Annotated in this window: 14 protein-coding genes; 7 read left to right on the forward strand and 7 right to left on the reverse strand. The window is 46.8% G+C overall.

What is annotated here, in order from left to right:
• Positions 1 to 16 precede the first annotated feature (16 nt).
• Positions 17 to 9,196: an Ig-like domain-containing protein gene (locus U0033_RS20550; RefSeq protein ID WP_143150657.1), complete on the reverse strand. Its 9,180-nt coding sequence runs from the start codon at positions 9,194 to 9,196 to the stop codon at positions 17 to 19.
• A 673-nt stretch (positions 9,197 to 9,869) separates the two neighbouring features.
• Between U0033_RS20550 and U0033_RS20555 the strand changes: the two genes are divergently transcribed.
• From U0033_RS20555 to U0033_RS20575, 5 genes are all read left to right on the forward strand, one after another.
• Entirely contained in the window at positions 9,870 to 12,434 is a 2,565-nt protein-coding gene (locus U0033_RS20555; protein WP_143150658.1) for an NACHT domain-containing protein, read from the forward strand.
• 66 nt (positions 12,435 to 12,500) lie between these two features.
• A complete protein-coding gene (locus U0033_RS20560; protein ID WP_072358656.1) occupies positions 12,501 to 13,409 on the forward strand; it encodes a transglutaminase domain-containing protein in 909 nt (302 codons plus the stop codon).
• 133 nt (positions 13,410 to 13,542) lie between these two features.
• Positions 13,543 to 15,276: a chloride channel protein gene (locus U0033_RS20565; RefSeq protein ID WP_245801734.1), complete on the forward strand. Its 1,734-nt coding sequence runs from the start codon at positions 13,543 to 13,545 to the stop codon at positions 15,274 to 15,276.
• 64 nt (positions 15,277 to 15,340) lie between these two features.
• Positions 15,341 to 15,874 (forward strand): glutathione-regulated potassium-efflux system oxidoreductase KefF, encoded by a 534-nt coding sequence (gene kefF, locus U0033_RS20570; protein WP_072358661.1) that lies wholly within the window; start codon positions 15,341 to 15,343, stop codon positions 15,872 to 15,874.
• A gap of 29 nt (positions 15,875 to 15,903) precedes the next feature.
• Entirely contained in the window at positions 15,904 to 17,748 is a 1,845-nt protein-coding gene (locus tag U0033_RS20575) for a monovalent cation:proton antiporter-2 (CPA2) family protein (protein WP_245801735.1), read from the forward strand.
• Positions 17,749 to 17,751: 3 nt separating this feature from the next.
• Here U0033_RS20575 and U0033_RS20580 read toward each other — a convergent pair whose 3' ends face one another.
• From U0033_RS20580 to U0033_RS20605, 6 genes are all read right to left on the reverse strand, one after another.
• Complete coding sequence (locus U0033_RS20580; protein WP_072358665.1) at positions 17,752 to 18,006, reverse strand: hypothetical protein; 255 nt, start codon at positions 18,004 to 18,006, stop codon at positions 17,752 to 17,754.
• A gap of 60 nt (positions 18,007 to 18,066) precedes the next feature.
• Positions 18,067 to 18,309, reverse strand: a complete 243-nt coding sequence (locus tag U0033_RS20585) for a hypothetical protein (protein ID WP_143150659.1) — start codon at positions 18,307 to 18,309, stop codon at positions 18,067 to 18,069.
• A 349-nt stretch (positions 18,310 to 18,658) separates the two neighbouring features.
• The gene (locus U0033_RS20590; protein ID WP_072358669.1) at positions 18,659 to 20,236 is read right to left on the reverse strand and encodes a DHA2 family efflux MFS transporter permease subunit; all 1,578 of its coding nucleotides are present in this window, start codon (positions 20,234 to 20,236) and stop codon (positions 18,659 to 18,661) included.
• A gap of 137 nt (positions 20,237 to 20,373) precedes the next feature.
• Entirely contained in the window at positions 20,374 to 21,468 is a 1,095-nt protein-coding gene (locus tag U0033_RS20595; protein ID WP_072358671.1) for an HlyD family secretion protein, read from the reverse strand.
• A gap of 41 nt (positions 21,469 to 21,509) precedes the next feature.
• Positions 21,510 to 22,907, reverse strand: coding sequence for a TolC family protein (locus U0033_RS20600; protein WP_072358673.1), 1,398 nt, complete (start codon positions 22,905 to 22,907; stop codon positions 21,510 to 21,512).
• Positions 22,897 to 23,523, reverse strand: a complete 627-nt coding sequence (locus U0033_RS20605) for a TetR/AcrR family transcriptional regulator (protein ID WP_072358675.1) — start codon at positions 23,521 to 23,523, stop codon at positions 22,897 to 22,899. Before U0033_RS20605 ends, U0033_RS20600 begins: the two co-directional genes overlap by 11 nt.
• Positions 23,524 to 23,982: 459 nt before the next feature.
• On the opposite strand from U0033_RS20605, the gene U0033_RS20610 reads away from it, so the two are divergent.
• Both U0033_RS20610 and U0033_RS20615 read left to right on the forward strand, forming a co-directional pair.
• Positions 23,983 to 24,867, forward strand: a complete 885-nt coding sequence (locus U0033_RS20610) for a carbohydrate kinase family protein (protein ID WP_072359061.1) — start codon at positions 23,983 to 23,985, stop codon at positions 24,865 to 24,867.
• 205 nt (positions 24,868 to 25,072) lie between these two features.
• Positions 25,073 to 26,176: a carbohydrate-binding family 9-like protein gene (locus tag U0033_RS20615; protein ID WP_072358677.1), complete on the forward strand. Its 1,104-nt coding sequence runs from the start codon at positions 25,073 to 25,075 to the stop codon at positions 26,174 to 26,176.
• Positions 26,177 to 26,226: the final 50 nt, after the last annotated feature.

Below are 26,226 nucleotides of genomic sequence, written 5' to 3' on the forward strand. Positions count from 1 at the left end.
CCGGTCTCTGTATTAGTTATCGTACAATGGTTATGGTACCTTTTCTGTTAACAACAGTTCCGTCGCGCAGGGTAGCTTTCAGTATGTAGATGTACACGCCCACCGGTTGTGGAGTGCCACTCATCGTACCATCCCATCCTCTGGCCTGATCCCTGGTTTGATGGATCAGCTGACCGTACTGGTTATAGTAGGTCATAATAATTGAGGCAACCGTATTGCCGTATACATAGTGAATGTCATTGAAGCCATCTCCATTCGGTGTAAACACGTTTGGAATAAAGACTTTGTCGCCTTGCGGGTTCTTTGCTTCACCGGTTACAGCGTTGGACAGTGTACTTGTTTCACAGCTTTGGCTTCCCAGTGCTCTTACCTGTATTGTTACCTGCTGACCAGGAGTAAGTCCATGCACGGTGTGCGTAGTACCATTGCTGCCGGAGCTTGGTGCAGTGAAGCTTGCCCCCTTATTCATGGTCACTTCATAACCGCTTGCACCGCTTACCGGATCCCAGGTGAAGGTCACTGCATTGGTAGTGGTGAGCGCTGTGTCCACACTTACTACCGGCGCATCCAGCGCTGTGAGTACGGTCACTGTTGCCGCTACTCTTGTACCACTTGAACAACCACCTGCAGAAGCTACTTCCACATAGTAAGTAGTGGTAGTGGTGAGCGCTGGTGTTGTGAACGATGCACCGGTTGATACGGCTGTACCACCGGTAGCACTTGTATACCAGCTGAAGCGTGCACCGGTTGTAGTGGATGATGCTGTCAGCGTTGCTGAATTATTCGGGCAGATGCCGGCTTCATTACCAGTTACCACAGCATTGTTACCAGGCGTTCCAATCGATACGGTGACGGCTGTACGGGTATTGCCCCGGCAACCATTCGGATTCTGCGCTTCCACGTAGTACATAGTAGTACCTGTGATGGCCGGGGTCGTGAAGCTGGAGCCTATGCCCACTGCTGTACCACCCGTATTCGTGGTGAACCACTGGTAAGTAAGCGTTGTATTTGGATTTTGTACCTGCAGGATTGCACTGCTGCCTGTGCAGGTTAAGACGGTTGCATTGACTACCAGAGGGGCAGTTGGTGTAGCATTGACTGTAACCGGAACAGAAGTGCGGCTTACACTTACACAACCACCGGTAGCTGCTTCTACATAGTAAACTGTATTCGCAGTGAGTGCCGGTGTGGTAAAGTTTGCACCTGTGAATACTGGTGTACCAGTTGTAGCAGTTGTATACCACTTATAAGCGTAACCAGAAACAGGGTTGGTCACTGCGAGCACGATCGTATTGCCTGAGCAGACTGTTGCACCAGTTGTAGCTACAGGAGCATCGATCGTATTGGTGATAGTTACTATTACACCTCTGCGGGCCAGGCTGCTACAACCTGAGCTGTTCAGCGCTTCCACATAGTAGGTAGTATTTGTGCTGAGCGCAGCTGTTGTATAATCAGGACCTGTAGAGAGCAGGTTACCCCCAGCTGGTGCATCGTACCAGCGATAGGTAAGGGCTGCATCCGGATTCAGTACTGAAAGGGTAGCAGTACCGCCTACGCAGGTTGTTACATTGGTAGATACGACATCAGGTGTTGTAGCAGAATTATCTACTACTATGCTGCCTGCTGTACGGGTAGCACTAACACAGGTGGTACCGATCATGGTTTGTACATAGTAGCTTGCATTTGCAGTGACTGCTGGCACTGTGTATACAGGACCAGTGAATACCAGGGTACCACCGTTAGCAGCAGTATACCATTGGTAAGCAGCACCTGTCTGTGGATTCAGTACTGACAATGTACCATCGTTTCCAGCACATACTTTCACACTGCCAGATACCAGGGTTGGTGCATCAGGCGATGATCCGACTGTTACTGTAGCACTCACTCTTGCGCTGCTGCTGCCACAACCAGAAGTTGTGCTCACCGCTTCCACATAATAAGTAGCCGTTGACGTTAGTACTGGTGTGGTGAAAGTAGCCCCGGCGAATACAGGTGTACCACCAGTTGCTGTTGTATACCAGTTGTAATCAATACCGGAGGTAGTAGATATCACTCGCAGCGTAGCGGTTGTACCGGAGCAGGTAGTGATATTGTTTGATTCCAGTACCGGAGTTGGTGCAGGTGTTGCCACCAGCACACTTACTCTTGCTCTTACAGCACTGCTACAGTTACCATTGCTGGCTTCTACATAGAAATCTGTATCAGTATTGATAACAGGTGTAGTGAAGCTTGTGCCTGAACCCAGTGATGTACCACCACTTGCTGTGGTATACCAGCGATAGGTAAATGCTGCATTCGGATTTTGCACAGAGAGCGATGTCGTATTGCCCTGGCATATGCTCACTGATGCAGCGGTCACGGTTGGTGTACCTGGAGATACGATGGCTACTACGCTGGCTTTTGCACGGCCTCCGCTGTTTACACAACCACTTGTGTTTGCAGCTTCTACATAGTAATCAGCGCTGGCTGTTACATTTCTGATAATAATAGTTGTACCGGAACCAATCAGGGTACCTGCTGTAGCAGCATCATACCACTGGTAGGTCACGCCGCTTTGTGGCGTAGATACTGACAGTGTTGCATCCTGACCGGTACATACGTTTACGCTGGCTGCAGTCACTACCGGCTGATCCGGATTCAGGGCCACATTAGCAGTAGCGCTAACTCTTGCAGCACCTGCAGTACAACCGGATGCGGTGTTCACAGCTTCTACATAATACACGGTAGATGTATTGAGTGCAGTGGTTGTATACGTTGCACCAGTGTGTACTGGTGTGCCACCGGTAAGGGTAGTGTACCAGTTATAAGTAATACCAGTTGTACCGGATGTTACTGTAAATGTAGCCTGCCGGCCGGCGCAAATATTTACATTGTTAGCCTGCAGGGTTGGGGTTGGCGCACCTGCACCAACAGTTACAGTTGCTTTCACTCTTGTAGCGAGTGTACAGCTGCTGTTGCTGGTTGCTACATAGAAGGCAGTATCTGCTGTCAGCGGATTGGTCACATACGTAGTGCCGGTGAACAGCAGGGTACCACCTACAGGGGCGCTATACCATTTAGTCGTGATATTGCTACCGGTTACTGTAGCGGTGAGGGCCGCAGTCTTACCGGAACAAATATTTGCACTGCTTACTGCAGGCGCGGTGAGCGCAGGAACTACATTGACAGCTACAGATACCCTGTTTGGATTCGCACAACCATTGGATGTACGTACTGCCTGGGCATAATAAGTAGTATTCGCAGTTAATACCGGTGTAGTAAAGGATGGACCATCGCCTACTTTGGTACCAGCGGTATTATACCATTCTATCGATGCTACAGCGCTGGCTGTTGCAGTAAGGGTTGCAGTTGTACCATTACAGATAGTGGTGCTTCTTACTGCGACTACCGGAGCAGATACCTGGCGGGATGCGTAGTAAACGCGGAGGTTCACCAGGGCGGAAATCACACCACCTCTCAGTTTCACCTGCACGCGGTCGTAAGTGGCACCTGGCGCAAAGGCTACGGTGAACTTATTGCTGCCGCTCAGCAATGATACTTTCAGGTTACTGCTGTTGAGCAGGAGCGCATCATTGTTTGCGGTTGCACCATTTGAGCTGGATATTTCTATCGCCCCCAGCAGGGAAGCATCCAGTACCTGTGCAGGTAATTCCAGTACCAGCCTTACGCTGTCGCCAGCGACAGCAGCGGTCGGGAAGATGAGAGATTGTTGTACGCTTCCGCTACCGGCAGCCAGTGGTACTGACAGCAGGGAGAAGTTGTCTGTATTTGCATCTGTTGTATTGGCTGCATCCTGTACAGCACACAGTACGCAGACAGCAGTTGTGCTATTGGTTTGCGCATTTGCAAAGTCGCACACAGTATTAGGTACTACCGTTACCGTAAGTGCAACAGCGGTACGCTGACTGCCACAGGCAGCAGAATCTGCCACGGCTTCTACATAATACGTGATATCACTGGTCAGTGCCGGTGTGGTAAACACATTACCTGTGAATACAGGTGTACCACCCGCAGCATCCGTATACCAGTTATAGCTAAGCCCTGCAGCAGGAGAAACGGTCAGTGTTGCTGTCTGACCAGATACGACCTGACCACCGGCTGGTGATACATTTACGGTTGGAGCTGCCGGAATCGCATTCACTTTTACGGTGACTGCTGTTCTTGTGGTGCTTGCGCAGATGCCGGCTGCCGCTTCTACATAATAAGTAGTAGTCGCATTCAGTACCGGTGTATTGTAGGTAGCACCTTCGAATACAGGCGTGCCTCCTGTTGCAGTGGTATACCAGCGGAACACCACACCATTGGTAGCAGCGGTTGCTACCAGCTGTACAGCGCTACCAGCACATACTTCAGCAGTACCAGGTGTTACGGTTACGATGGCTGGTTGCGTGATGACATTGGCAGTCACCATAGTGCGGGTAGTATTGGAACAAGCTGCTGCATTCGAAGCCTCTACATAGTATACTGTAGTTGTGCTTAAAGCAGGAGTAGTAAACGAGTTACCTGTGAAGATAGCCGTACCACCTGACAATGCTGTATACCAGCGATAGGTTACACCTGTAGCAGGTTGCACATTGAAGGTAGCCATGCTACCACTACATACGGTGATGCTGTTTATATCCAGTGCAGGTGCATCCGGAACAGGATCAACCACCGCAGTAACCGGTACCCTTACAGGATTTGGACAGCTCAGGCTTGTTTTTACTGCCGCTACATAATAAGTAGTGGTGGTGTTCAGCGCTGGTGTCTGATAGCTGGTACCGGTGAAGATGGACGTACCACCTACAGCTGTTGTATACCAGCGGAAGCTCACGTTGGACGGACCTGCTGCCAGGAGGGTAGCGCGGTTACCGGCGCAGATCGTATCACCCTTTACAAGCGGCAGCCCTACCAGGCGGCTGGTGTAGTGAACATTCACGGCGCTCAGGGCGGTAGCCAGACCGGAGTTGAGGCGTACTACTATCCTGTCGAAAAGGCCTTTAGGTTTAAAGCCAACCAATGCCCGTGAGTTGCCGCTGAGCAGACTCACATTCACACCTGCAGCATTCAGTGCTACAAAGTCATTGTTGGAAGTAACTCCATTATATGAGCCTACCTGTATAGTACCCAGCAGGCCTACATCCGCCAGGGAGCTGGAAAAGGACAGGGCAATCTGTACGCTGTCATTCAGTTCGCTCACCTGGGGGAAGATCAGTGTCTGCTGTACATAAGCACCTGTCAGCCCCAGGATCACATGCAGCGTGGAGCTACTGCTGGTACTGTTGTCAACTGACAGGGCTGGATTTTCTACATAGCAACCTATGCAGATCCCATTTGCATTGTTGGTTTCTGATGTTGCGGCATCGCAGGGAATATCATTATTACCCGGGATCACGGTAGCGGTTACAGATATGCGGGATGCGCTCTTACAATCTGCAGCGTTTACAGCTTCCACGGTGTAGGTAGCTGTAGCCGTGAGGGCACCGGTATTGAATACGGCACCGGTGAAGATAGAATCGCCGGCAGCGTTATACCATTTATAGACCAGGTTAGTTCCGGTAGCATGAGCGGTGAAAGTAGCGCTTTGACCACTGCTGATGGAGGTACCCATCGGGGTAACAGTGAGACCTGCAGGTACTGTATTCACCGTCACAGCTACACGGGTCCTTGTTGTGCTGATACAACCGTTATTATCTGCTTCCACATAGAAGGCAGTATCGGCCGTCAGTGTGTTCGTCGTATAGTCTGGAGTAGATGCCAGCAGGGTGCCACCGGTAGCAGCAGTATACCAGCGGAACGTGACTCCGGATGGTGCTGTTGCCAGCAGGGTTACCTTATCGCCGGCACAGATGCTCTTAGCAGCAGCAGTTGGTGCTACAGGTGTATTCCCTACGCTCACCAACACTGGTACCCTGCCTGGGTTGGCACAGCCGAAGCGGCTGGCTTCTGCATAATAAGTGAGCGATGCATTGAGTGCTGCAGTTCTGAATGTATCGCCGGTAGCTACTGCAGTTCCACCCACCGCACTGGCAAACCAGGCAATGTCCGCATCATTGGTAGTGGTAGCGACGAGAGTAGCAGCATTGCCGCTACATACATTGGCTGCTGATGCAGTTACATCAGGCCTTGGGGTAACGACTGCTGCGAAATACACATTCACTGAGGTGAGTGCAGTGAGCAGACCGTTGATACTTACCATCACACCATTGAAGGCTTTGGTGGCAGGTATGGTTACCCTAAACTTGTTGCCTGTGTTCAGCAGGGTAAGGCGGATCGGGTTATCAGAGAGATAACGACCGTCGCCATTTGCAGTAGCACCATTATATGTTTCTACCCTGATACCGCCCAGCAGTGTTACATCCGCTACTTTGCCCGGTACTTCCAGGTCCAGCGTGATACTGTCACCGGCAGGGTATGTATTATTATACCTCAGCAGCTGACCGATATAACCGGCAGCATTTAAGGCAGCATTGATAGTGGATGCAGAATTTGCATTCTGATCTACTGCCAGTGCAGGATTGCTTACAGAACACAACAGGCATACACCGCTGATAACAGGACTTTGCTGTGAAGTAGCATAGCTACATGGTGTTGGCTCTGCAGGCAGGTTGATATCTACTCTTACCGCTGTGCGGGTAGCGCTTGTACAACCATTCACCGGATCTTTAACTTCCACATAATAGATGGCTGCTGCGGTGAGTGCAGCAGTTGTATATGTAGTAGAATTAGCCTGCAGCAGATTGCCACCTGCCGGTGCATCATACCAGTTGTATTGATATGCCGGGTTCGGACTTAATACCGAGAAGGTAGCAGTCTGACCGGAGTTGATCGTTTGTGTAGCAGGGTTTATCAATGGCTGTGGCAGACCTACCATTACATACACGGCTTTGCGCACAGGGTTTGCACAACCACTGCCGGACACACCTTCTACATAATAGATCGCATTGGTAGCAGGTGTTACTGTATAGGTAGCACCGGTAGACAATGCAGTTCCACCTGTAGGCTGGCTATACCAGCGGAAGGTAGTGCCGGGGCCTGTGGCGCGGAGTGTAACAGGAGAACCTGCACAGACGTATACCGTGTCTTTTTCTACAGTAGGCGTACCTGCAAAGATCTGCGCTGAATATACTTTCAGGGCAGTGAGGGCCGTGGCCAGACCATTCAGTCTGATATTCACCCTGTCGTAAGCAGCACCCGGAGCGAATGTGTAGATCAGGTCACGGTTGCCATTCAATAATTGCAGATTCAGTGTGCCACTATTCAGGGTCACTGCATCATTATTAGCGGTCGCATTGTTAGAAGAAGAGATCTGGATACCAGCCAGTACGCTCAGATCTGCCAGGCCTGTAGTGAAGCCCAGCCTGATCCTTATGCTATCTCCCTTCACACCAGGTGCGGGAAAAATCAGGGATTGCTGTACATATGAGCCTACGCCCAGGATCGTGTGGATCACAGAAGCGGTAGCCGTACTGTTGTCCACTGCAGAATCCTGTTTCTCTACGTAGCAACCCACGCAGATTCCACTGGTGACAGAGATCTGTGAGGTAGCACCACCACATTCTATATCGCCCACAGGGGTAGGACCCCCTGTGCCATTCAGGGTAATTGCCACAGGGGTACGCAGGCTCTTACAGTTTGGATCACCAGGAGATACTGCTTCCACATAATAAGTAACATTAGCAGCAACAGGAGGAGTAGTGAACTGAGCTCCTACGTATACGGGGGTACCACCGGCAGGCACTGTATACCAGTTGTACTGATAGGCAGCATTTGGCGATACGACATTGAAGGTTGGCGTAGCGCTTCCTGCTACGGTAGCAGTAGATGGTGTTACGTTCACACCTGGCAGGCCTGCTTTCACCTGTACAGGTGTACGTTTTTCACTACCACAACTATCAGCACCTACGGCTGCCACGAAGTAGGTAGTGTCTTTGGTCACTGCCGGAGTCGTGAATGTAGTACCATAGCCAACAGGTGCGCCACCTGCGTAAGCAGTATACCAATGGTAGGTATAGCCGGTAGGGCCTACAGCAGTTAAGGTAGCAGCAGTACCACTACATGCATATACAGTTGGTGCTGACACCTGAGCGATCGGGGTCACCACCTGAGCATAATAAACATTGTAAGAGGAGAGCGCTGCCAGTAGACCATTCAGGCGAATTTCGACACGGTCGAAATCTTTGGTGGCCACAAAAGTGTAGGCAGATTGTTGAATGCCACTCAGGAGGCGCACACTGAGCAACCCCGGAGACAAGGCCACCATATCTGCATCAGCAGGGCGTGCACCATTTCCTGTACCTACACTCATACCAGCAAGTGCTGATGCGTCCAGCAGGCCGGTAGTTGTGCCAAGACCGATACGGATAGAATCTCCTGCTTTACCTGATTTCGGAAATACCAGGTCCTGGTATACGATGGCACCCAGGCCTACATTGATACGCATATTTGCAGCTGTGGCCGGAGAGGCATCAACTGCATTCGCAGCATTCGACACACCGCATAACAGGCAGAGTAAACCAGTCACTCCATTGTTCTGTGTGGTAGCACCACTACAACTCAGGGCACCATTACCAGTAGTATCTGTTACATCTACAGTGACTGCAGTACGCACAATGCTGATCAATCCATCGGTAGGAGAGAGCGCTTCTACATAGTAAGTGGTATTGCGGTTTAATACAGGTGTAGTAAAGTTTGCACCGCTCCCGATAGCAGTACCACCATCTGGTTCAGTGTACCATTGGAAGGTAGCACCTGGAATCCGGGCTAATGCTGCTGAGAGGGCAACTGTACCACCGGTGGAAACAGCGGGGGTAGCAGGAGTCACTATTACCGGCTGAAACGCGGTGGCTTCATATACGCGGAGTGAGCTGAAAGCTGAGACATTACGGGCAGCGCAAGCCACTCCAAACGTAACTACGGAAGGATTGGAGGCACTGTTCCAGAGGGGGCCGTCAGCAAAATAAATACTGGAAGTGATCCAGTGTTGCCATGGCAGCTGTTTTCGTAATACCGGCGCGTAGGGGTGTTGCGCGGTATACGCCTGCAGCCATGACAAGGCTTTGTTATTTCTTATGTCTTTGCTGCAGGCGGCAGTCACAGGCACAGGAAGGTTCTCCGCTAAGGAGACTCCTGCCGGCAACCCAACCACGCAAAGACATGAAAAAATAGTAAGGATAAAATCTCTTAGGGAGCTTTTAAGAGTAGCGTTAAGATGCATAGAAATCAATTGGTTCGGGTTATAAAGCGTGTATGTTTTTCACAGTTTTTGTTTTCTTTCTGTTTTCCAGGAACTCAGGTTAGCTATGCATCACATTGAGTCTGGCGACCAGCGGGCGGCCACTCAACAGGATACACAGCACAGATATATTGTTTCTATGCATTGGCGTGGTTATGAAGGGGGTGGTAAATAATAAAGACGATATGGTTAAAACAGGGGTAGTCTGATTCGGCTGATACGGTACGAACACACATTATTGAAAACCCGGCGGTCAGAATACGGTACGAATTTATGTTGATAGGGTGGGAAAGCAGCTGTTCTTTTCGTTCAGTATTTGAACGATATTCATTCTATTCATTATTGAATACTACAAATCTTTTTATCCAGTTTTTTAGATTCAATAAGCGATTAAAGGTATTAGTATGATTCACAGTATATTTAGTTGGCAGTACTAATATGAAATCAAACTGAACAAATAAACATTGTTTTTAAACAGCCAATGTCACGTTGTTGTACCTTATTGCTTTACAGTTCTTTTCAAATTCTGTTCATTTATATATGTCATGTTCATTTTGTTCATTTTTTTGAGAAAAAATCTAAACCCAAAAGTGCTACGTAAGTTTATACTTGATTACCAAAAATCCGTTTACAAAATTCCATTTCTTGTCCCCGTATGATAGATCTCTCCTATGACTTTATCATCACTCTACAGAAAGAAGTTTCCCGACGTTTTGGCGTTGACTCTGTAACGGCTAGTGATTGCAAACGATTGTCACTCGCCATATCAGACGAGACAGGCAAATTAGTTAGTGAGACGACGCTGAAAAGAGTTTTTGGATTTGCTGTAACACAGCACAGCTTCTCGCGCTACACTTTAAATACGCTGGCGCAATACTGTAATTATAAGGACTGGGAAGATTTTCAGACCAGGCTTTTCACACAATCCACTCCCGGGGAAGTGGTACAGGATAGTAAATGGGCTGAACTCAGAAGTAAAGGTGCTGCCGTTTCACACTACACCCTGGTAACACTGAAGAATCGCTCCGGTATTCAATTTCAGAATACGGTATCAAGGGCCTTCAGCATTGCCCACATGGAGCGTTTTCTGGAAGGTACTTATCCCGCTACTGCCCTCATCGCACCAAGTGGATGGGGCAAATCCACGACACTTGTACACCTTGTAGAACATTTCTGGTACAGCAAAGAGGCTAAGTATCCGCAGGACATCTGCTGGTTTATCCATGCACATGCCGCAGGTAGCCTGTTTTTGCGCGGACTTAACCTGAGCAACTGGCTGGATGATCAGCTCAGCCTGGGGCAAAGGGAAAATTTCAGGGAATACTTCAGGACACATTTCGATAAAATAGGAGGTAGACTCATCCTCATCATCGATGGCTTTGATGAAATTACCATGTCCAGCGACAAGCTGAAACTGATGTATACCAAGCTGGAAGAATTCGTTTATAGCAACGATGAATACCCATGGATCAAAGTGATCCTCTCAGTTCGAAATAATACCTGGTCAGAAATTTTTCACAATGATCATCGTATGCCGCCATTCGGCCGATACTGGTACCTGGGTCCTGAAATGGATGAAGAAACCAATATCAACATCCCCCGTATGACGGAGCAGGAAGTAAAGTCCGTGCTCTATAATCATCGCATGGATCCTGCCGTGGTACGCACTTTCAGCGAAAGCTTCCTGCAAAAACTGCGATATCCATTTTACCTGCAGCTGTTTTGTCAGCTCAATACCGGTGAAAACACCTTTATCAACGAGCATCTCAGCCTTTTTGAAATGGTCTCGCGATTCGTGCAGATGAAAGTATTCAGCACGAACAATAACAATTTTAAGATCAACATCATCAATAAACTGCTGGAAGTATTGGATTATGGCAAAAGGGGCCAATATGCCGAAAAGAGTGAACTCCTGAATAAGAATGCAGAATTATTCTCCGCTTACAAAGAACTCCTCTCCGATAATATACTGGTAGAAGAAAATCTGAGTCAGGACATTATGTTCTACGTGAAGGTTCGTTTTGCCCACCAGTTCCTGATGGAATACTTCATGGCCATGCACTTTGTGTCACGGGGCCATCATCAGACGGGCGAAGTGGTATTTAATGATGTGATTAATCACCTGCCGTCTTCTCCTTTCCGTACAGGGATCTTCAAATGGATGCTCCGTTATGCCATCAACAACGGACAGCAGGAAAGCATCCGGCAGATGTTCCATCTTTCCTTATCTAATATTGAGAAATCCCAGTTACTGGAGTACCTGGCCGTACATTACCAGCAGGAAGGCAACAGGGAAATGTCGCTGAAATCTATCTTCCCCCATGGCTACTTTAAAAAGTATCCACTCAGCAAAATCCTGAATGATAATTTCATTCATTTTGGCAAGAGAAAAGTACTGGTCGCCTTACTGGAACTGGCAGAGCTGCCGGAAGATAAGCTGAAGATCAGAAGCATCCTGTTCATTATGTCTTCGCTGCAGCTGGATGCGGAGCAGTGCGAGCAGGAACTGCATTTTATTAAAAAGATCGTTCAACGTGAAATGACGGAAGAAGAACTGTGGGTCACCCCTTACGACCTCTTCCTCTTTATATATGAATACCTGAAGTTTGGTATCGTTAACGAAAGTATTAAGGATAAGCTGTACAGTTATAGCCGCTACCTGAATGGTAGTACCAGGCAGGCGCCTTCCGTATCGCACGAACTGGTATTCCGGTTTTCGGGATTTGCATTTGCCCTGCTGCACGACTACGGCCACCTGGCTAATTATTCAAAAAGGATTTTTGAATGCTATCCGGCACTGGTGTATCAAAAACATGATCCTGTACGACTCTCTTTGCTGAGCTGGCAAGCCTATGCAGCCATCGGACAACGTGATCTGAAGACGGCCTTAAGGATCAGCAGGCATGCCGATCTCTTATTGAAGAATTATTCTTTTGATCATACTAATGGCAGGCACCTGGAAGTATTGCACAAACTCATCCAGGGCTATGCATATATGCTTGAGAATGAACTAAACAAAGCCATCCGACTGATAGAAAGTGCCATGGAGATCTCCCAGAAAATGGATCTGAAATTGCTGATGATGATGGCATTGCAATTATTACAGAAAATTTATACCTCCCTGAAGGCTGAAAAGCAATTACATATCACGCGGCAGCAGCTGCAACTAATAGGCACCAGTACCTCATTTAAACAACTTGATAAGCTGCGGGAACAATAGTTTGTTGACCGCCGATCACATCTACCTTTCGTTATCTGGCATAATTTTGCGTTATTGCATTCCGTAATGGCCATAGATGAAAGTAAATATTCCTCTTTCCAGCAATTTCTGCTCAACCTGCTGAGCCTCCTGACAATCATACCGCTGGCACCATATCTGAACCGGTATATACCACCACTGGTTGAAGATGGATGGCACCTGGATATGCTGTTGGCTGTTCTGTCCGCTTTTCTTTTTACCCGCTTACTGCTCTGGGTTTTCAAACCGCTGATCATTCCTGCCTTTGTATTGGTAGTGGGCGTACTGTCTTTCAATTACTTTTCTGATAATTATACCTTCAGCAATGTACTGAATGACTATAAAGGGATGGTACAGGGTAACTGGGGTGCCAAGAACTATAAACAACTGGATATCCTGAGTTTATATCCTCGCCGGGTGGAAACTTACAGGGATAAAACGGTACGGGGGATCCGGGATAAGGTGAACTATAAGGACTCCCTGGTACGCAACTTCTCTATTTACCATTCTGTAGAAGATTTTGATGAATATTTCCCCAAGTATGGGAAAGTGGCCCGTTACCTGGCACTGTTTAAATATATCAACAGGCATTTTCGCTGGGTACCGGATACCCGGCGTGATGAATATTTTGCCACCCCGCAGGAAACAATACAAAATGGCATGGGGGGCGATTGTGATGATCATAGCATACTGATGGTATCCTGCCTGCAATCTATCGGTGCCAGGTGCCGTATTGTGTTGATCCAGGGGCATGCATACCCTGAGTTATATTGCGGTACCAAAGAAGATTTTGAAGTGATCAAGCAGGCTATCGTAACCTTGTTTCCCCAACTACCTATCAAAGAGATTCACTACCACGAAATGAGAGGCGAATATTGGATTAACCTTGATTATTCTGCGCGCCATCCCGGTGGTCCGTACCTGAATGATAAGGTATATGCGTTGATTGAAATTTGATAACAAACTGATGAGTCAATTTAAGAACATAAAAAAGTTTCACTCGTTTTTGCGCTTTAAGCGCGATTTTGAGCGGTACAGTCTGCGAAGGGTCCGAAGTTATGAGGTCCTCATCCACTGGCTGCACAGCAAAATGAACAGAAACCAGTTCCTTGTACTTTCGGGGATCCTGGTTGGCCTGGTTGCCGGGTTAGCCGGTGTGATACTGAAAACGCTGGTTCACTACATTCACTACTTTATTACCTACAAAGTTCATTTTACTACACAGGTCTTTTTCTACGCACTATTCCCTTTTCTTGGTATCGTCATTACCACCCTTGTTGTTATCATATTTTTTAAAGGTCAATCGCGAAAAGGTATAGGCCTTATTCTCTACGAAATTGCACAAAACTCCAGCCTGATTCCACCTGTTAAAATGTATTCGCAAATCCTGCAAAGTGCCCTGACAGTAGGTCTGGGAGGTTCTGCAGGCCTGGAAAGTCCGATTGCGGTAACAGGAGCTGCAATTGGTAGTAACTATGCGCGCAACTACCACCTGGGATATAAGGAAAGAACACTGTTACTGGCGGCTGGCGCCACTGCCGGTATTGCGGCTTCATTTAATGCACCGATTGCAGGGGTGATGTTTGCTTTTGAAATCCTGCTTACCGGGGTTGTATTCTCCGATTTTCTTCCTTTAATCCTGGCGGCGATTTGTGGAAGTCTCCTGTCAAAGATCATCCTGCAGGAAGAGGTATTGTTTCACTTTGAATCCCGGCAGGCTTTCAATTATCACAATGTGCCCTACTACATTATGCTGGGGTTATTAAGTGCTATTTACGCACGCTATTACATAGTCATTTCCCAGAAAGTAGAGCATTTCTTCCATCGCCTGAAATGGACTGCACTGCAGAAGGCTGTTTTAGGGGGTGTGATTATTTCCATTCTTTGCGTGATCATGCCACCCTTATTTGGAGAGGGCTATTCCAGCATCAAGCAAATGGCCAATGGGCAGGCAGATGAAATCATTGCACATAGTTTCTTCAGGTATATTCCGGCAAAGAACTGGGTCTTACTGGCATTCCTGGGATGTACCTGTTTGCTGAAAGTATTTGCTTCTTCTATTACTATTCAGAGTGGAGGTAATGGGGGAAACTTTGCACCTTCTCTTTTTGCCGGCGGTGTATTGGGATTCTTTTTTGCCATGCTGTGTACACAGGTAGGCTTCCACGATGTACCGGTCACTAACCTTGTAATTGTAGGTATGGCGGGGGTGATGAGTGGGGTGATGTACGCACCGCTTACAGCCATCTTCCTGATAGCAGAAGCCAGTTCGGGATATGACCTGTTCATTCCGCTGATGATTGTTTCTTCTACTTCCTTTCTCGTAGCAAAATGGTTTTCCCCTATCTCTCCGGAACTCAAACACCTGGTAGATGAAGGCAAAATCTTTACCAGGGAACATGACAGAAACATTCTTTCACTGCTCCGGACTGAGGAACTTGTTGAAAACACGATTCAGCATATAGATATGAATGCTACGCTCCGACAGCTGATAGAGCTGGTGAAAAACAGTACCCGCAACGTGATTGCTGTAGTTTCTGCAGATGGAAGGCTGGATGGTGTAGTGACTTTGGATCGTATACGCCCGATCATGTTCAACCAGTTAATTTACGATACGGTTACTGTAAAAGAATTGATGCAGCAGCCACCTGCGCTGATAGGTCTGCACGATAATGTGGTAGATGTGATTGCAAAATTTGATGAAGTGAAAGAGTGGAATCTGCCGGTGATAGAGAATGATAAACTAGTAGGATTTATCTCCAAATCAAATATCCTGAATCAGTATAGATTACTATTACAGGAATACTCCGGTGATGAAATATAGAATATGTTTTACAAATCATCGATGTACCGGATTTGTAAAACGTAATTCGTAATTTCCATCTTCTATGTCAAGAATTCTGATTCTATTCGCGCACCCGGCCTTTGAAAAATCAAGGGTCCATTATCAGCTGCTGGCTACTATCCGTGGCATGCAGGGGGTAACTGTGCACGATCTGTACGAAACCTATCCTGATTTGAACATTGATGTAAGACAGGAACAGGGCTTATTGCTGCAACACGATATTATTTTATTTCAACACCCGCTTTACTGGTACAGTGCTCCTGCTATGATCAAACAATGGCAGGACCTTGTATTGGAGCATGGCTGGGCTTATGGCCGTACGGGCACAGCGCTTCGCGGCAAGCGGATTACGAATGTGATTTCCGCTGGCACAAAGGAGGACGCTTATCAGCCTGATGGATGGCATCAACATCCGCTGACAGATTTCCTGTTGCCATATAAGCAGACGGCTACACTTTGCAATATGCAATACCTGGCACCATTCGTAGTGTACGGCACTCACCAGCTGGATGCTACCAGCATCAGCGAACAGGCTATCAGTTACAAACAATTTCTGGAAACCTTAAGGGATCGTTAACTATGGAGCATTCATACTTTTTCATAACCATGATCTATCTCGCTGCAGCAGTGGTGTTTATTCCCATTGCTAAAAAACTGGGCCTGGGTTCTGTACTGGGTTACCTTTTGGCGGGTGTAGTGATTGGCCCTTCCCTCATGGGTTTTATTGGTAGTGAGGGGCAGGATCTTATGCATTTTGCGGAATTTGGCGTAGTCATGATGCTGTTCCTGATCGGGATTGAGTTAGAACCCGCTTTACTTTGGAATCTCCGGGCGCCTATACTGGGCCTGGGAGGGCTTCAGGTCCTGTTGACGACGGCAGCGGTTGCATGCCTGGCCTTGTTATTAGGCCAGCCACTGAATGCAGCCCTGGCATTGGGGATGATCCTGTCACTTTCATCTACGGCAATCGTGTTGCAAAGTTTAAAAGAGAAAGGGCAGTTGTCATCAGCTGCCGGTCAGAGTGCGTTTTCAGTATTACTGTTTCAGGATATAGCTGTCATTCCTATGCTGGCGGTATTTCCACTGCTGGCGGGTAGTTCACAGGGTGGTAGTCATAGTGAATCCTCGCTCAGAGATAATCTGCCGGCATGGGGCCAGACCCTGATGGTACTGGGAGCTGTGGTGGTGATTGTGGTAGCAGGACGTTACCTGTTAAGACCTTTGTTACGCATCATTGCGGGAACCAGGGTCCGGGAGTTGTTCACTGCGTTTTCCTTACTGCTGGTAGTTTCCATTTCGGTGCTGATGTCGCTGGTAGGGCTAAGTCCTGCGCTGGGTGCATTTCTCGGTGGAGTTGTGCTGGCGAATAGCGAGTATCGTCATGAACTGGAGAGTGATATAGAGCCATTCAAGGGATTGTTGCTGGGCTTGTTTTTTATGGCCGTGGGAGCGTCTATTGACTTCAGGCTGATACTGAGTATGCCCTGGGTAATTTTAGGGCTCGTTGTGGGCTTAATGAGCCTTAAAGCATTCATATTGTTAGGCTTAGGTAAGATCTTCAAGATCAAAATTGAGCAAAATCTATTGTTTGCAGTGGCTTTGTCGCAGGTGGGTGAATTTGCTTTTGTATTACTGTCTTTTTCCAATCAGAGTAATATTCTGCCACAGTCTACTGTCAGTATCCTCACGGCGGTGGTGGCCATCAGCATGGCGTTTACGCCATTGTTGCTACTGGCATATGAAAGATTGATACAGCCCCGCTTCAGTGTGCAGACGACGAATACAAGAGAGGCGGATGAGATCCAGGAAAAGCATCCTATCATCATTGCCGGCTTTGGCCGTTTTGGCAATATTGTAGGGCGTTTCCTGCGCGTGAATGGGGTAAAGGCGACTATCCTTGACCTGGATTCAGACAGGGTAGATGCCCTGCATAACCTGGGGGTGAAGGTACATTATGGTGATGCATCCCGCAGGGATATGCTGGAAGCAGCAGGGGCTGAAGATGCGAAAGTGATTATTGTAGCGATGGATACGGTAGAGCAGACGCTGGATGTAGTGCGGGTGGTCAGGAAGCATTTCCCTCACCTGCAGATGTTGGTGAAGGCGGAGAATATACCAGATACATTTGAGCTGATGGATTTGGGGGTATTGCATATCTACAGGGAAACCCTGGATACATCATTGCGTATGGGAGCAGATGCTTTACAAATGCTGGGGATCAGGGCATACCATGCTTACAGGAATGCGGGTACCTTCCGCAAGCAGGATGAGAAAGCCATGAAAGGGCTATCCGCTATACGCGATGATAAAAAGCTATATATCAATACAGTAAAAGAACGTATTGAGGAGTTGGAGAAACTGATGTCTGGCGAAAGGACGACTCGTTTTAATCCATCCGGGTTGGGCTGGGATGAGCAGTCGCTGATAGACGAAGCGAGGCAGGAGGAGTAAAAATTACTCTTCTCCGGCTATTGCTTCTTCAATTTTTTCAGCCACAAAGCCAATTAGTCCGTGATCTACTGCTCTGGAGAAGTGAGGTTCGTCACTGATAGCACGCAAGCGACCTTCTTCATCCTGTTCGTAAGTGATTTCGTGTTCCTCTATGGTAACTTTAAATGCAATCTTATAACGTTGAACCCAGGGCCGCACTTCAAGGATGTGCGGCTTTCCTTTGTACTCAAACTTCAGTATAAAATTCAAATCCTCCATTGGGCGATTTCCCTGTGTTTTAATAATGGCGCGTCGGTGTTAACAAAGGAGCAGTTGGCCTTACACATCAATACTTCCATCTATATCTATGGAACGGTTACGCATTCTTACTTTCTCATCTCTTGAGAGCTGATGTATGAACATCAGGGAGAAGAAGGCGGCCGCACTAATGATCAGGATATAACCTATAAATCCCAGGGTGTGAAATACCCGGAACCAGGCCCAATCGTTAGTGATGGCGTACTGAGCTAAAACGGCGAATACTGTACCTATGGTAGCAAACGCAAATGCAATTCTCTTCATAAAGGTAAATTTTGGGATTCCTTTTTTTGGATCTTTTTCCTTTTGGTTTAAATACTGTCCTGATGCTGTTAAACAATGACAATTCCGACGAATATTTGGGGCAAACCGAATGCCACTGGCATTAGATAGCACAAAGGTACTATACCGCTTTATTTCTTCGAGTATATTTTTCCACATTTGTGGTAAATAATGAAAATGTGCATAACTATTATTGGTAATTAACACACACATGTGTATAGAAAATAATATGTCGGCCAGGTGAGATGAAAAAAGCCGGAGTAAGAATACTCCGGCTCATTACCTAAACCTACAACTGTTACACTGTTAGTAACATATCTTTAATATCTTTTTAGTGCATGGCACTAGCGTCTAATTTTCTTTGTTGTTTGTTTCCCTTCACCATGAGTACAAATGGCACACAGATGAGGAACAGGATACCGAGGTACAGGAACACATCCATATAGGAGAGTACTGTAGCCTGCTTGATGATGCTGTATTCCAGTCCTTTGTAAGCACTACCCAGGGCAGTTCTGGAATCCATTCCTTTGCTGGCCCACAGGCTTGCAGCGGAATGAACTCTGTTCATCACATCGGGGTTGTTGATATCCAGTTTACTCACCAGATCCATGCGGTGCAGTTCATTACGTCTTGACACGAAGGTGGTGATCAGCGCAACTCCGAAGGAACCTCCCAGCTGGCGCATCATACCTGTGAATGCAGCACCCTGACCGATCTGCTGTCCTTTCAGTGTGGAAAGAGACAGTGCTGTGATCGGGATAAAGAGCATACCCATACCGATACCACGTGCCATCAGCATCCAGAAGAAGTCATCGGCACCTGTATCAGGCGTGATAATCTTGTAACCCCAGAAGCTGTATACAAAGAACACTAACATACCGCCGGCTACCAGGTACTGATTAGGGATCCCTTTTTCGAGCAACTTACCAATCAGCGGCATCATAAAGGCGGTCATCAAAGCCGCTGGTATCATGAGCATACCTGACTGGGTAGCGGTCCATCCCAGCAATCCCTGTGTATACAGCGGAAGGATGAAAGTAGATCCGTAGAGACCGAAACCTAGCAGGAAGGAGAGTAAAGTACCGACCCGGAGGTTGGGGTTCTTTAATACTCTTAGTTCTACGATCGGATTTTTATATACCAGTTCTCTCCAGATAAAGAAGAAGAACCCTAATACTGCGGTGATACCTAAAATAAGGATCGTCGTATCGTTAAACCAATCATCTTCCTGTCCGCGTTCCAATACATATTGCAGAGATCCCACAGCTGCTGCGAGGAGTCCGATACCCCACCAATCAATTTCATTCGCTGACTTCTTCTCGGCATATTTAGGGCTACGTACGAACTGAAGGGTCAGTAAGGTAGCGATTACACCGATTGGAATGTTGATGTAAAAGATATATGGCCATGCGAAGTTATCTACGATATAACCACCCAAAGGAGGGCCGAGGGTAGGGCCAATGATCACACCCAGACCGTAGATGGCTTGTGCCATACCACGTTTTTCGGGAGGGTAACTTTCAGTGATAATTGTTTGAGAAGTTACCAGCAATGCACCACCACCTAAACCTTGTATGAAGCGGAACAATACCAGTTCCCATAATGAGGTTGCGTTACCGCAGAGGAAAGAGGAAATGGTAAAGATTACTATAGAAACTGCGAAGTAGTTACGTCTGCCGAATTGTTGTGACAACCAGCTGGTCATCGGAACCACAATTACGTTACCAATCGCATACGCTGTGATCACCCAACCGATTTCACTCAAGGTAGCTCCCATATTTCCGCGCATGTCATTCAGGGCCACGTTCACGATGGTGGTATCCACGATCTCCAGCAAGGCGCAAAAAATGGCAGTGATTGTAATGATGACCCTGCGGGCACCATATTCTACCAGATTCTCTTGTTGCATGATGTTAATTATTTTATAGTGATCAATCTGCAGATGTTCAATTACGAATTACAGCCAAGCGATATTTATATCCAGTCTGAAGTAATAATGTGAGTCCTTTCCCGTAATTCGTAATTGATCACCGGCGATTGAAAATATTAGTCGAGGTGAACATCAACCACCACGTTCATACCTGGGCGGAGTTGTTTAACTTCTGGCTGAGATGCGAGATTTTCGAATTCGATCTTTACAGGCAGGCGTTGTACCACTTTTACGAAGTTACCAGAAGCGTTATCCGGAGGCAGCAGTGCGAAACGGGCGCCGGTAGCAGGGGAGAAGCTGGTTACTTTAGCTTTCAGAGATTTACCAGGGAAAGCGTCTACATGTACTTCTACTTCCTGACCCAGTTTCATTTTATCCAGCTGGGTTTCTTTGAAGTTTGCTACTACCCATACATCGTTAGATAATACTACGCTGAACAGTGACTGACCAGCCTGAACCAACTGACCTGGCTGAACATAGATCTTTGACAGTTCACCATCTTCAGGAGCGAGGATGATAGTATAGCTCAGTTGCAGTTTTGCGTTGTCTACCTCTGCCTGACGTTCTTTGATGATTGCTTTGGCAGCGTTGATAGATTCAGCGGTAGCATTTGCCTGGGAACCAACGGCGCTGGTCTGGCGGGAAGCTACTTCTTTCTGTTCCTGCAGCACTTTCAGCTGACGCTCAGCAGTTTGCTTGGTAGCAAGTGCCTGCTCGTATTGTTGCTGGGTGATAGAGTGATCTTTGATCAGGTTGTTATAACGTTCATAATCCTGGTTAGCACGCCATACGTTTACTTCAGCAGCTTTGATCTGTGCGTCTACGGCACCGATGTTAGCAGAAGAGGAACCGATGTTAGCACGGGCTGCAGTTGTATTAGCAGTTGCTACTGATACCTGAACCTGAGATGCTGCGAGTGCGGCTTCAGCCTGTTCCAGTTTTATTTGCAGATCCCTGTCATCGAGAATAACAAGGGTGTCACCTTTCTTTACTTTCTGGTTATCTTTTACGCGTACTTCCTTCACATAACCGGTTACACGGGGGATAACAGGGCTCACGTTTGCTTCAACCTGGGCGTTATCTGTTTCTTCGTGGTGTTGTGCATGTATATATTTAGTGATACCAAATGCACCACCACCTATTACCAACACGGCTAAAACGATGATGAAGGTGGAGTTCTTTTTCTTAGGTGCTTGATTTTGCGTTTCCATATAATGCGATATATGATATTAATAAGTTGTTACTGTGATAATTATTTACCGGTAGTAGTTGTGGTGCCGGTAGTGGTAGTTCCTTCTGTACCTGTTTCGTTCAGCACGCCTGCTGTTTCCAGTAATTTGGAGTAAGCAACCATGGCATCTGCTTTTGCGAAAGCGTAGTTCAGTTTTGCCTGGATGTTAGCTACGTCAGCTTCGAGCAGATCGGTAGTGGTAGCGAGGTTATTTTCCTGCTTGTTCTTTACGATCTTGTAGTTCTCTTCAGCCTGATCGATTGCTTTCTGGTACATATCGATCTTCTTCTGGTTTACCAGGTAATCCTGGTAAGCTTTGTTGATACTGATGTGAATGTTATCCTGCAGCATCTCTTCATTTACACGTACCTGTGCGAGCTGGATTTTAGCATCATCAACTTTCACGCTGTTTTTCCAGAGGGAAGCGACATTATATTTTACGCCGATACCGGCATTTACTGCGTTGGTTACACCGAGAGCTTTTGGAACGTCCAGTGCTACATAACCGCCAGTGATGGCTACGGAAGGGTAGTAGTTACCTTTTGCGGCTTTCACACCTGCAGTTGCAGCTTTTTCACGAGCCTGGAGTGCAGCGTTATCAGTACGGTTAGTCATTGCTAACTGTTCCCATTCTGCTACGCCTTTACTGTTTGCAACAACACCCTGGTCGTAAGTGTCAGCTACCGCTTCAAGATCCGTGCTTTCCGGAATACCCAGCAGCAGGTCCATTGTGATGCTTGCGATTTTCAGGTTGCTTTCAGCTTCCAGGAGGGATACGTCAACGTTTGACTGTTGCAGTTGTACTTTCAGCAGGTCGTTTCTTGCTACCAGACCGTTCTTTTCGAGGTTGGTGAAATCAGTTACGCGCTGTTCCTGTTGTCTCAGGTTTTCTTTCACCAGTGCTACGGCCTGCTGTGCTTTGTACAGGTTGCTGTAAGCGTTGATGGTGTTCTGGATAACAGCTTCACGGTCTTTCACGGCATCCAGTCTTGCTGCTTCTGCCAGGTATTTAGCAGATTCTTTCTGGCTCTGGATCATAAAGCCGGCAAAAACCGGGATAGATACATTTGCCATGGCATAGCCGAGGGAGTTGATTTTTGGAAAGGAACTTCCGCCGCTACCTGAGCTGCTACCACCTAAGAGAGGACCATATATATTTGGTTCGTTGATTCTCATGTAGGAACCGGATACACTGGCTTCCGGCAGTTGCGCATTTTTAGCTTCTTTAACTGAAGATAAGGCCGCATCTATCTTTGTTTGGCTGAGCTTCAATTCTTTGCTGTTCTGAATACTAAGCGATATGGCTTCTTTCAATGAAAGGGTTCTCTTTTCCTGCGCCTGACTGCCAAGGTATGGCAATGTCAACAAAACTCCCACTGCCAGAGACCATAACCGCCTGTATGTGCTATTAAGCTTCATGGATAAGAATGGCTTTTAACAATTTTTTTAAATGATTACTGATATGTATAACAAGGTGCTGCTGTAATTGATCATCTGTGAGATGCTCAAGCCCTGAAATTCTGGCAAAGTGATGTCTGGTAGACATTACATGGTTGGTTGTACCTACCAGTGTGTTAACCATCATCAATATGTCGACCCCTTCATTGAACACCCCTTTTTCCTGTCCTGCCTTAATAAAGGCGCTGATGATACCGTTTACTTCCAGTTTATTTTGGTGGATCAGGTCATTCACCCCCAGATCTGCCTGAATTTGCGCGCGCATCATCATCAGATTGAAGCAGGGGTTGTTGAAGATCCGGCCAACGTATGTCTCCACCAGCCTGTCAAAGCGGGTTTCGAAGGAAAGCGACTCATCTGTCAAGGCAGTTTCCAAAACTGATTTCCATCCTACGATCCTTTTCAGGAAGATTGCTTCGATCAATTTTTCTTTTGAGCCGAAGTAGTAGGAAATCATTGCGATGTTCACATCAGCGGCATGAGCAATATCCCTGACCGAGGTTCCGTGGAACCCCTGGGAGGCGAACAGTTGTTCTGCAGCGTCCAGGATTGCTAATTGCTTGTGATTGTATTCCATCTTCTACCGAATTGTGGATACAAAGTTAAACAAACATTTAATTTAATCAAACGACCGTTTAAATTTTTTAGGTAAAAAAAACGTTTTTAAGCAGATTTTAAGGTTGGCGAGAGGATGTAGGTTAATATAATATGAATCGGGTGTGCGTGAATAAAGTGGTCAGAAGGAAATGAAAATGAATGGAATGGTTGGGACGAGGCTGCTTAACTTGGGAGAAAGAAGAGAAAGCCCTCTTTTTGATTGTAATGAAGGGAGGGTTTCCTCTGAGTTTTTGAGGGGGGCTCTGGGGTTTTTGAGGGGGAAATTCTTTTTTTGATCATATCCATGAAAATTAATGTCCATTGTGAACAGTTCTTTCTTAGAACATCAAGATTGAACATGCCAACTCCGGAGCATTGTCCAATGCTCTGGCTTTTTAACCTGAAAATCATTAATATGCGCCAGCTTAATAGAACAATCATGAAACCGTATCAAGTAGCCTGCTTTGGAGAAGTATTATGGGATATACTCCCAGATAAGAAATTGCCGGGTGGAGCCCCTATGAATGTGGCTTATCACCTGCAGAAACTGGGTGTACCAGTCGCGATGATATCGGCGACGGGAAATGATGCAGATGGAGATGACCTGCGTCAGGTCATGGTGCAATTACAATTGGATACGACCTTTATACAAACAGATCCGCGTCACGAAACAGGAAAGGTGTATGCCCGCCTGGCAGCCACTAACGAAATGCAATATGAGATCGTACAACCGGTAGCCTGGGATTTTATACAGGCATCAGATAGGCTGAAGGAAATAGCCAAAATGCCGGGTTACCTGGTGTTTGGCAGTTTAGCATCCAGGAATGAGGTGAGCAGAGAAACACTGCTTTCATTATTGGATGGCGGCCGTACACTGGTGCTGGATATTAATTTGCGCCCCCCACATTTCACACAGGAACTGGTGGAATTGCTGTTACAACATTGTCATATACTCAAGATCAACGAAGCAGAACTGGCACAGATAGGGGATTGGTATAAATTTCCGGCAAGTATGGAGGAGAGAGTACGTGCATTCAGCCAGAAATATGACATATCAACCATTATTGTGACATTGGGAGATAAGGGAGCGGCTTTGCTGATGGAAAATGCATTTTATCTGCATTCCGGATATAAAGTAACAGTAGCTGATACCATTGGAAGTGGAGACGCATTTCTGGCAGGCTTTCTTTACAACAGGATTGTCAATACACCACCAGCAGTGACTCTGGCTTATGCATGTGCATTGGGGGCATTGGTGGCTTCGTACCATGGAGGCTGTCCGGCATATGATCCGAATGAGATTATTGCATTGATGAATAAGTAGGAGTTCTTGGTTAAAGCCGGAACAGGGCCTGTTTTAATTAAAACATTCATGAAAGAGGGTATTCTCCCACAGGAATGAAAACCTTTTTCAGGAAAAAAGATGGAATTTACAGCTAAAGTGATAGGATATTCTTAATTCATCAACAATTCCTACCTTCCATTCAGAATACTATAAATCCGCAATTGACTTTTATTATATTTAACTCATGTCTCAACGTATCCGTCATGTGATTGCAGGATTGGGATTGGCATGTCTGAGCCTCCCTTCCTATGCACAAAAAAAAGCGGCCTATCTGGCCCCAAGGCAATATCATGTTTATCAGACCACCACACCTATTAAACTGGACGGTAAACCAGATGAAGCAGCCTGGCAAAAGGCCGAATGGAGTCAGGATTTTACGGACATAGAAGGGGATAAGCAAGCTGCTCCTGCTATGCGTACCAGACTTAAAATGCTGTGGGATAAGGACAATTTGTACATTCTGGCAGAACTGGAAGATCAAAACATCTGGGCAACCTTACACCAGCATGACACCATCATTTACCATGACAATGACTTTGAAATATTCGTAGATCCGGATGGAGATGCGCATCAGTATTTTGAGTTAGAGATCAATCCGTATAATACAGTAATGGATCTGTTCATGCCAAAGCCTTACCGTGAAAACGGCGATGCCCTGATGAACTGGGATGCGCAGGGTATGCGTACCGCGACACATATCGATGGCACACTCAACAAACCAGGCGATAAAGACAAAAAATGGACAGTAGAAATGGCTATTCCGTTCAGCGCCTTTGGCTTTTTTAACCAGCATATCAGGATTAAAGACAGCACGATGTGGCGTATCAATTTCTCAAGGGTTGAATGGGATACTGATATCGTAAACGGTAAATATGTAAAACGTACCGACAAAGCTACCGGCAAGCCATTACCAGAGCATAACTGGGTATGGTCACCACAGGGTATTATTAATATGCATGCGCCGGAGAAATGGGGTTACCTGTTCTTTGTGCAACGCCCTGTAGGTAGCACGCCCGTTAAATTATCTATTCCCCCAATTGAAGAAGCTAAGGAAAGGCTTTGGGAAGTATATTATCAGCAGCGCGAATATCGTCAGTCACACGGTCGCTATGCGGCATCGCTGAGTGAGCTGGGTATTACTGAAACCACATTTACAGTAACTGGTATTACTTATACATTATCCATGGAAGCAATTTCAGGACAATACACGGCTATCATCAGTGATAAATCAGGTGTGCATAAGGTGGGGATTGATCAGGAAGGGAAAGTAACTAGCGGTACACGCTAACGACAACATTATTATAACAGTGCAACACTAAGCTCTTTATTACAGGTCCA

It is taken from the genome of Chitinophaga sancti, assembly GCF_034424315.1.
Lineage (GTDB): Bacteria > Bacteroidota > Bacteroidia > Chitinophagales > Chitinophagaceae > Chitinophaga > Chitinophaga sancti.

Coding starts and splice junctions, on each gene's coding strand:
- U0033_RS20565 (WP_245801734.1), top strand. CDS start 13,543: ATGAACAGAAACCAGTTCCTTGTACTTTCGGGGATCCTGGTTGGCCTG.
- U0033_RS20560 (WP_072358656.1), top strand. CDS start 12,501: ATGGCCATAGATGAAAGTAAATATTCCTCTTTCCAGCAATTTCTGCTC.
- U0033_RS20550 (WP_143150657.1), bottom strand. CDS start 9,196: ATGCATCTTAACGCTACTCTTAAAAGCTCCCTAAGAGATTTTATCCTT.
- U0033_RS20600 (WP_072358673.1), bottom strand. CDS start 22,907: ATGAAGCTTAATAGCACATACAGGCGGTTATGGTCTCTGGCAGTGGGA.
- U0033_RS20575 (WP_245801735.1), top strand. CDS start 15,904: ATGATCTATCTCGCTGCAGCAGTGGTGTTTATTCCCATTGCTAAAAAA.
- kefF (WP_072358661.1), top strand. CDS start 15,341: ATGTCAAGAATTCTGATTCTATTCGCGCACCCGGCCTTTGAAAAATCA.
- U0033_RS20615 (WP_072358677.1), top strand. CDS start 25,073: ATGTCTCAACGTATCCGTCATGTGATTGCAGGATTGGGATTGGCATGT.
- U0033_RS20585 (WP_143150659.1), bottom strand. CDS start 18,309: ATGAAGAGAATTGCATTTGCGTTTGCTACCATAGGTACAGTATTCGCC.
- U0033_RS20580 (WP_072358665.1), bottom strand. CDS start 18,006: ATGGAGGATTTGAATTTTATACTGAAGTTTGAGTACAAAGGAAAGCCG.
- U0033_RS20555 (WP_143150658.1), top strand. CDS start 9,870: ATGATAGATCTCTCCTATGACTTTATCATCACTCTACAGAAAGAAGTT.
- U0033_RS20610 (WP_072359061.1), top strand. CDS start 23,983: ATGAAACCGTATCAAGTAGCCTGCTTTGGAGAAGTATTATGGGATATA.
- U0033_RS20590 (WP_072358669.1), bottom strand. CDS start 20,236: ATGCAACAAGAGAATCTGGTAGAATATGGTGCCCGCAGGGTCATCATT.
- U0033_RS20605 (WP_072358675.1), bottom strand. CDS start 23,523: ATGGAATACAATCACAAGCAATTAGCAATCCTGGACGCTGCAGAACAA.
- U0033_RS20595 (WP_072358671.1), bottom strand. CDS start 21,468: ATGGAAACGCAAAATCAAGCACCTAAGAAAAAGAACTCCACCTTCATC.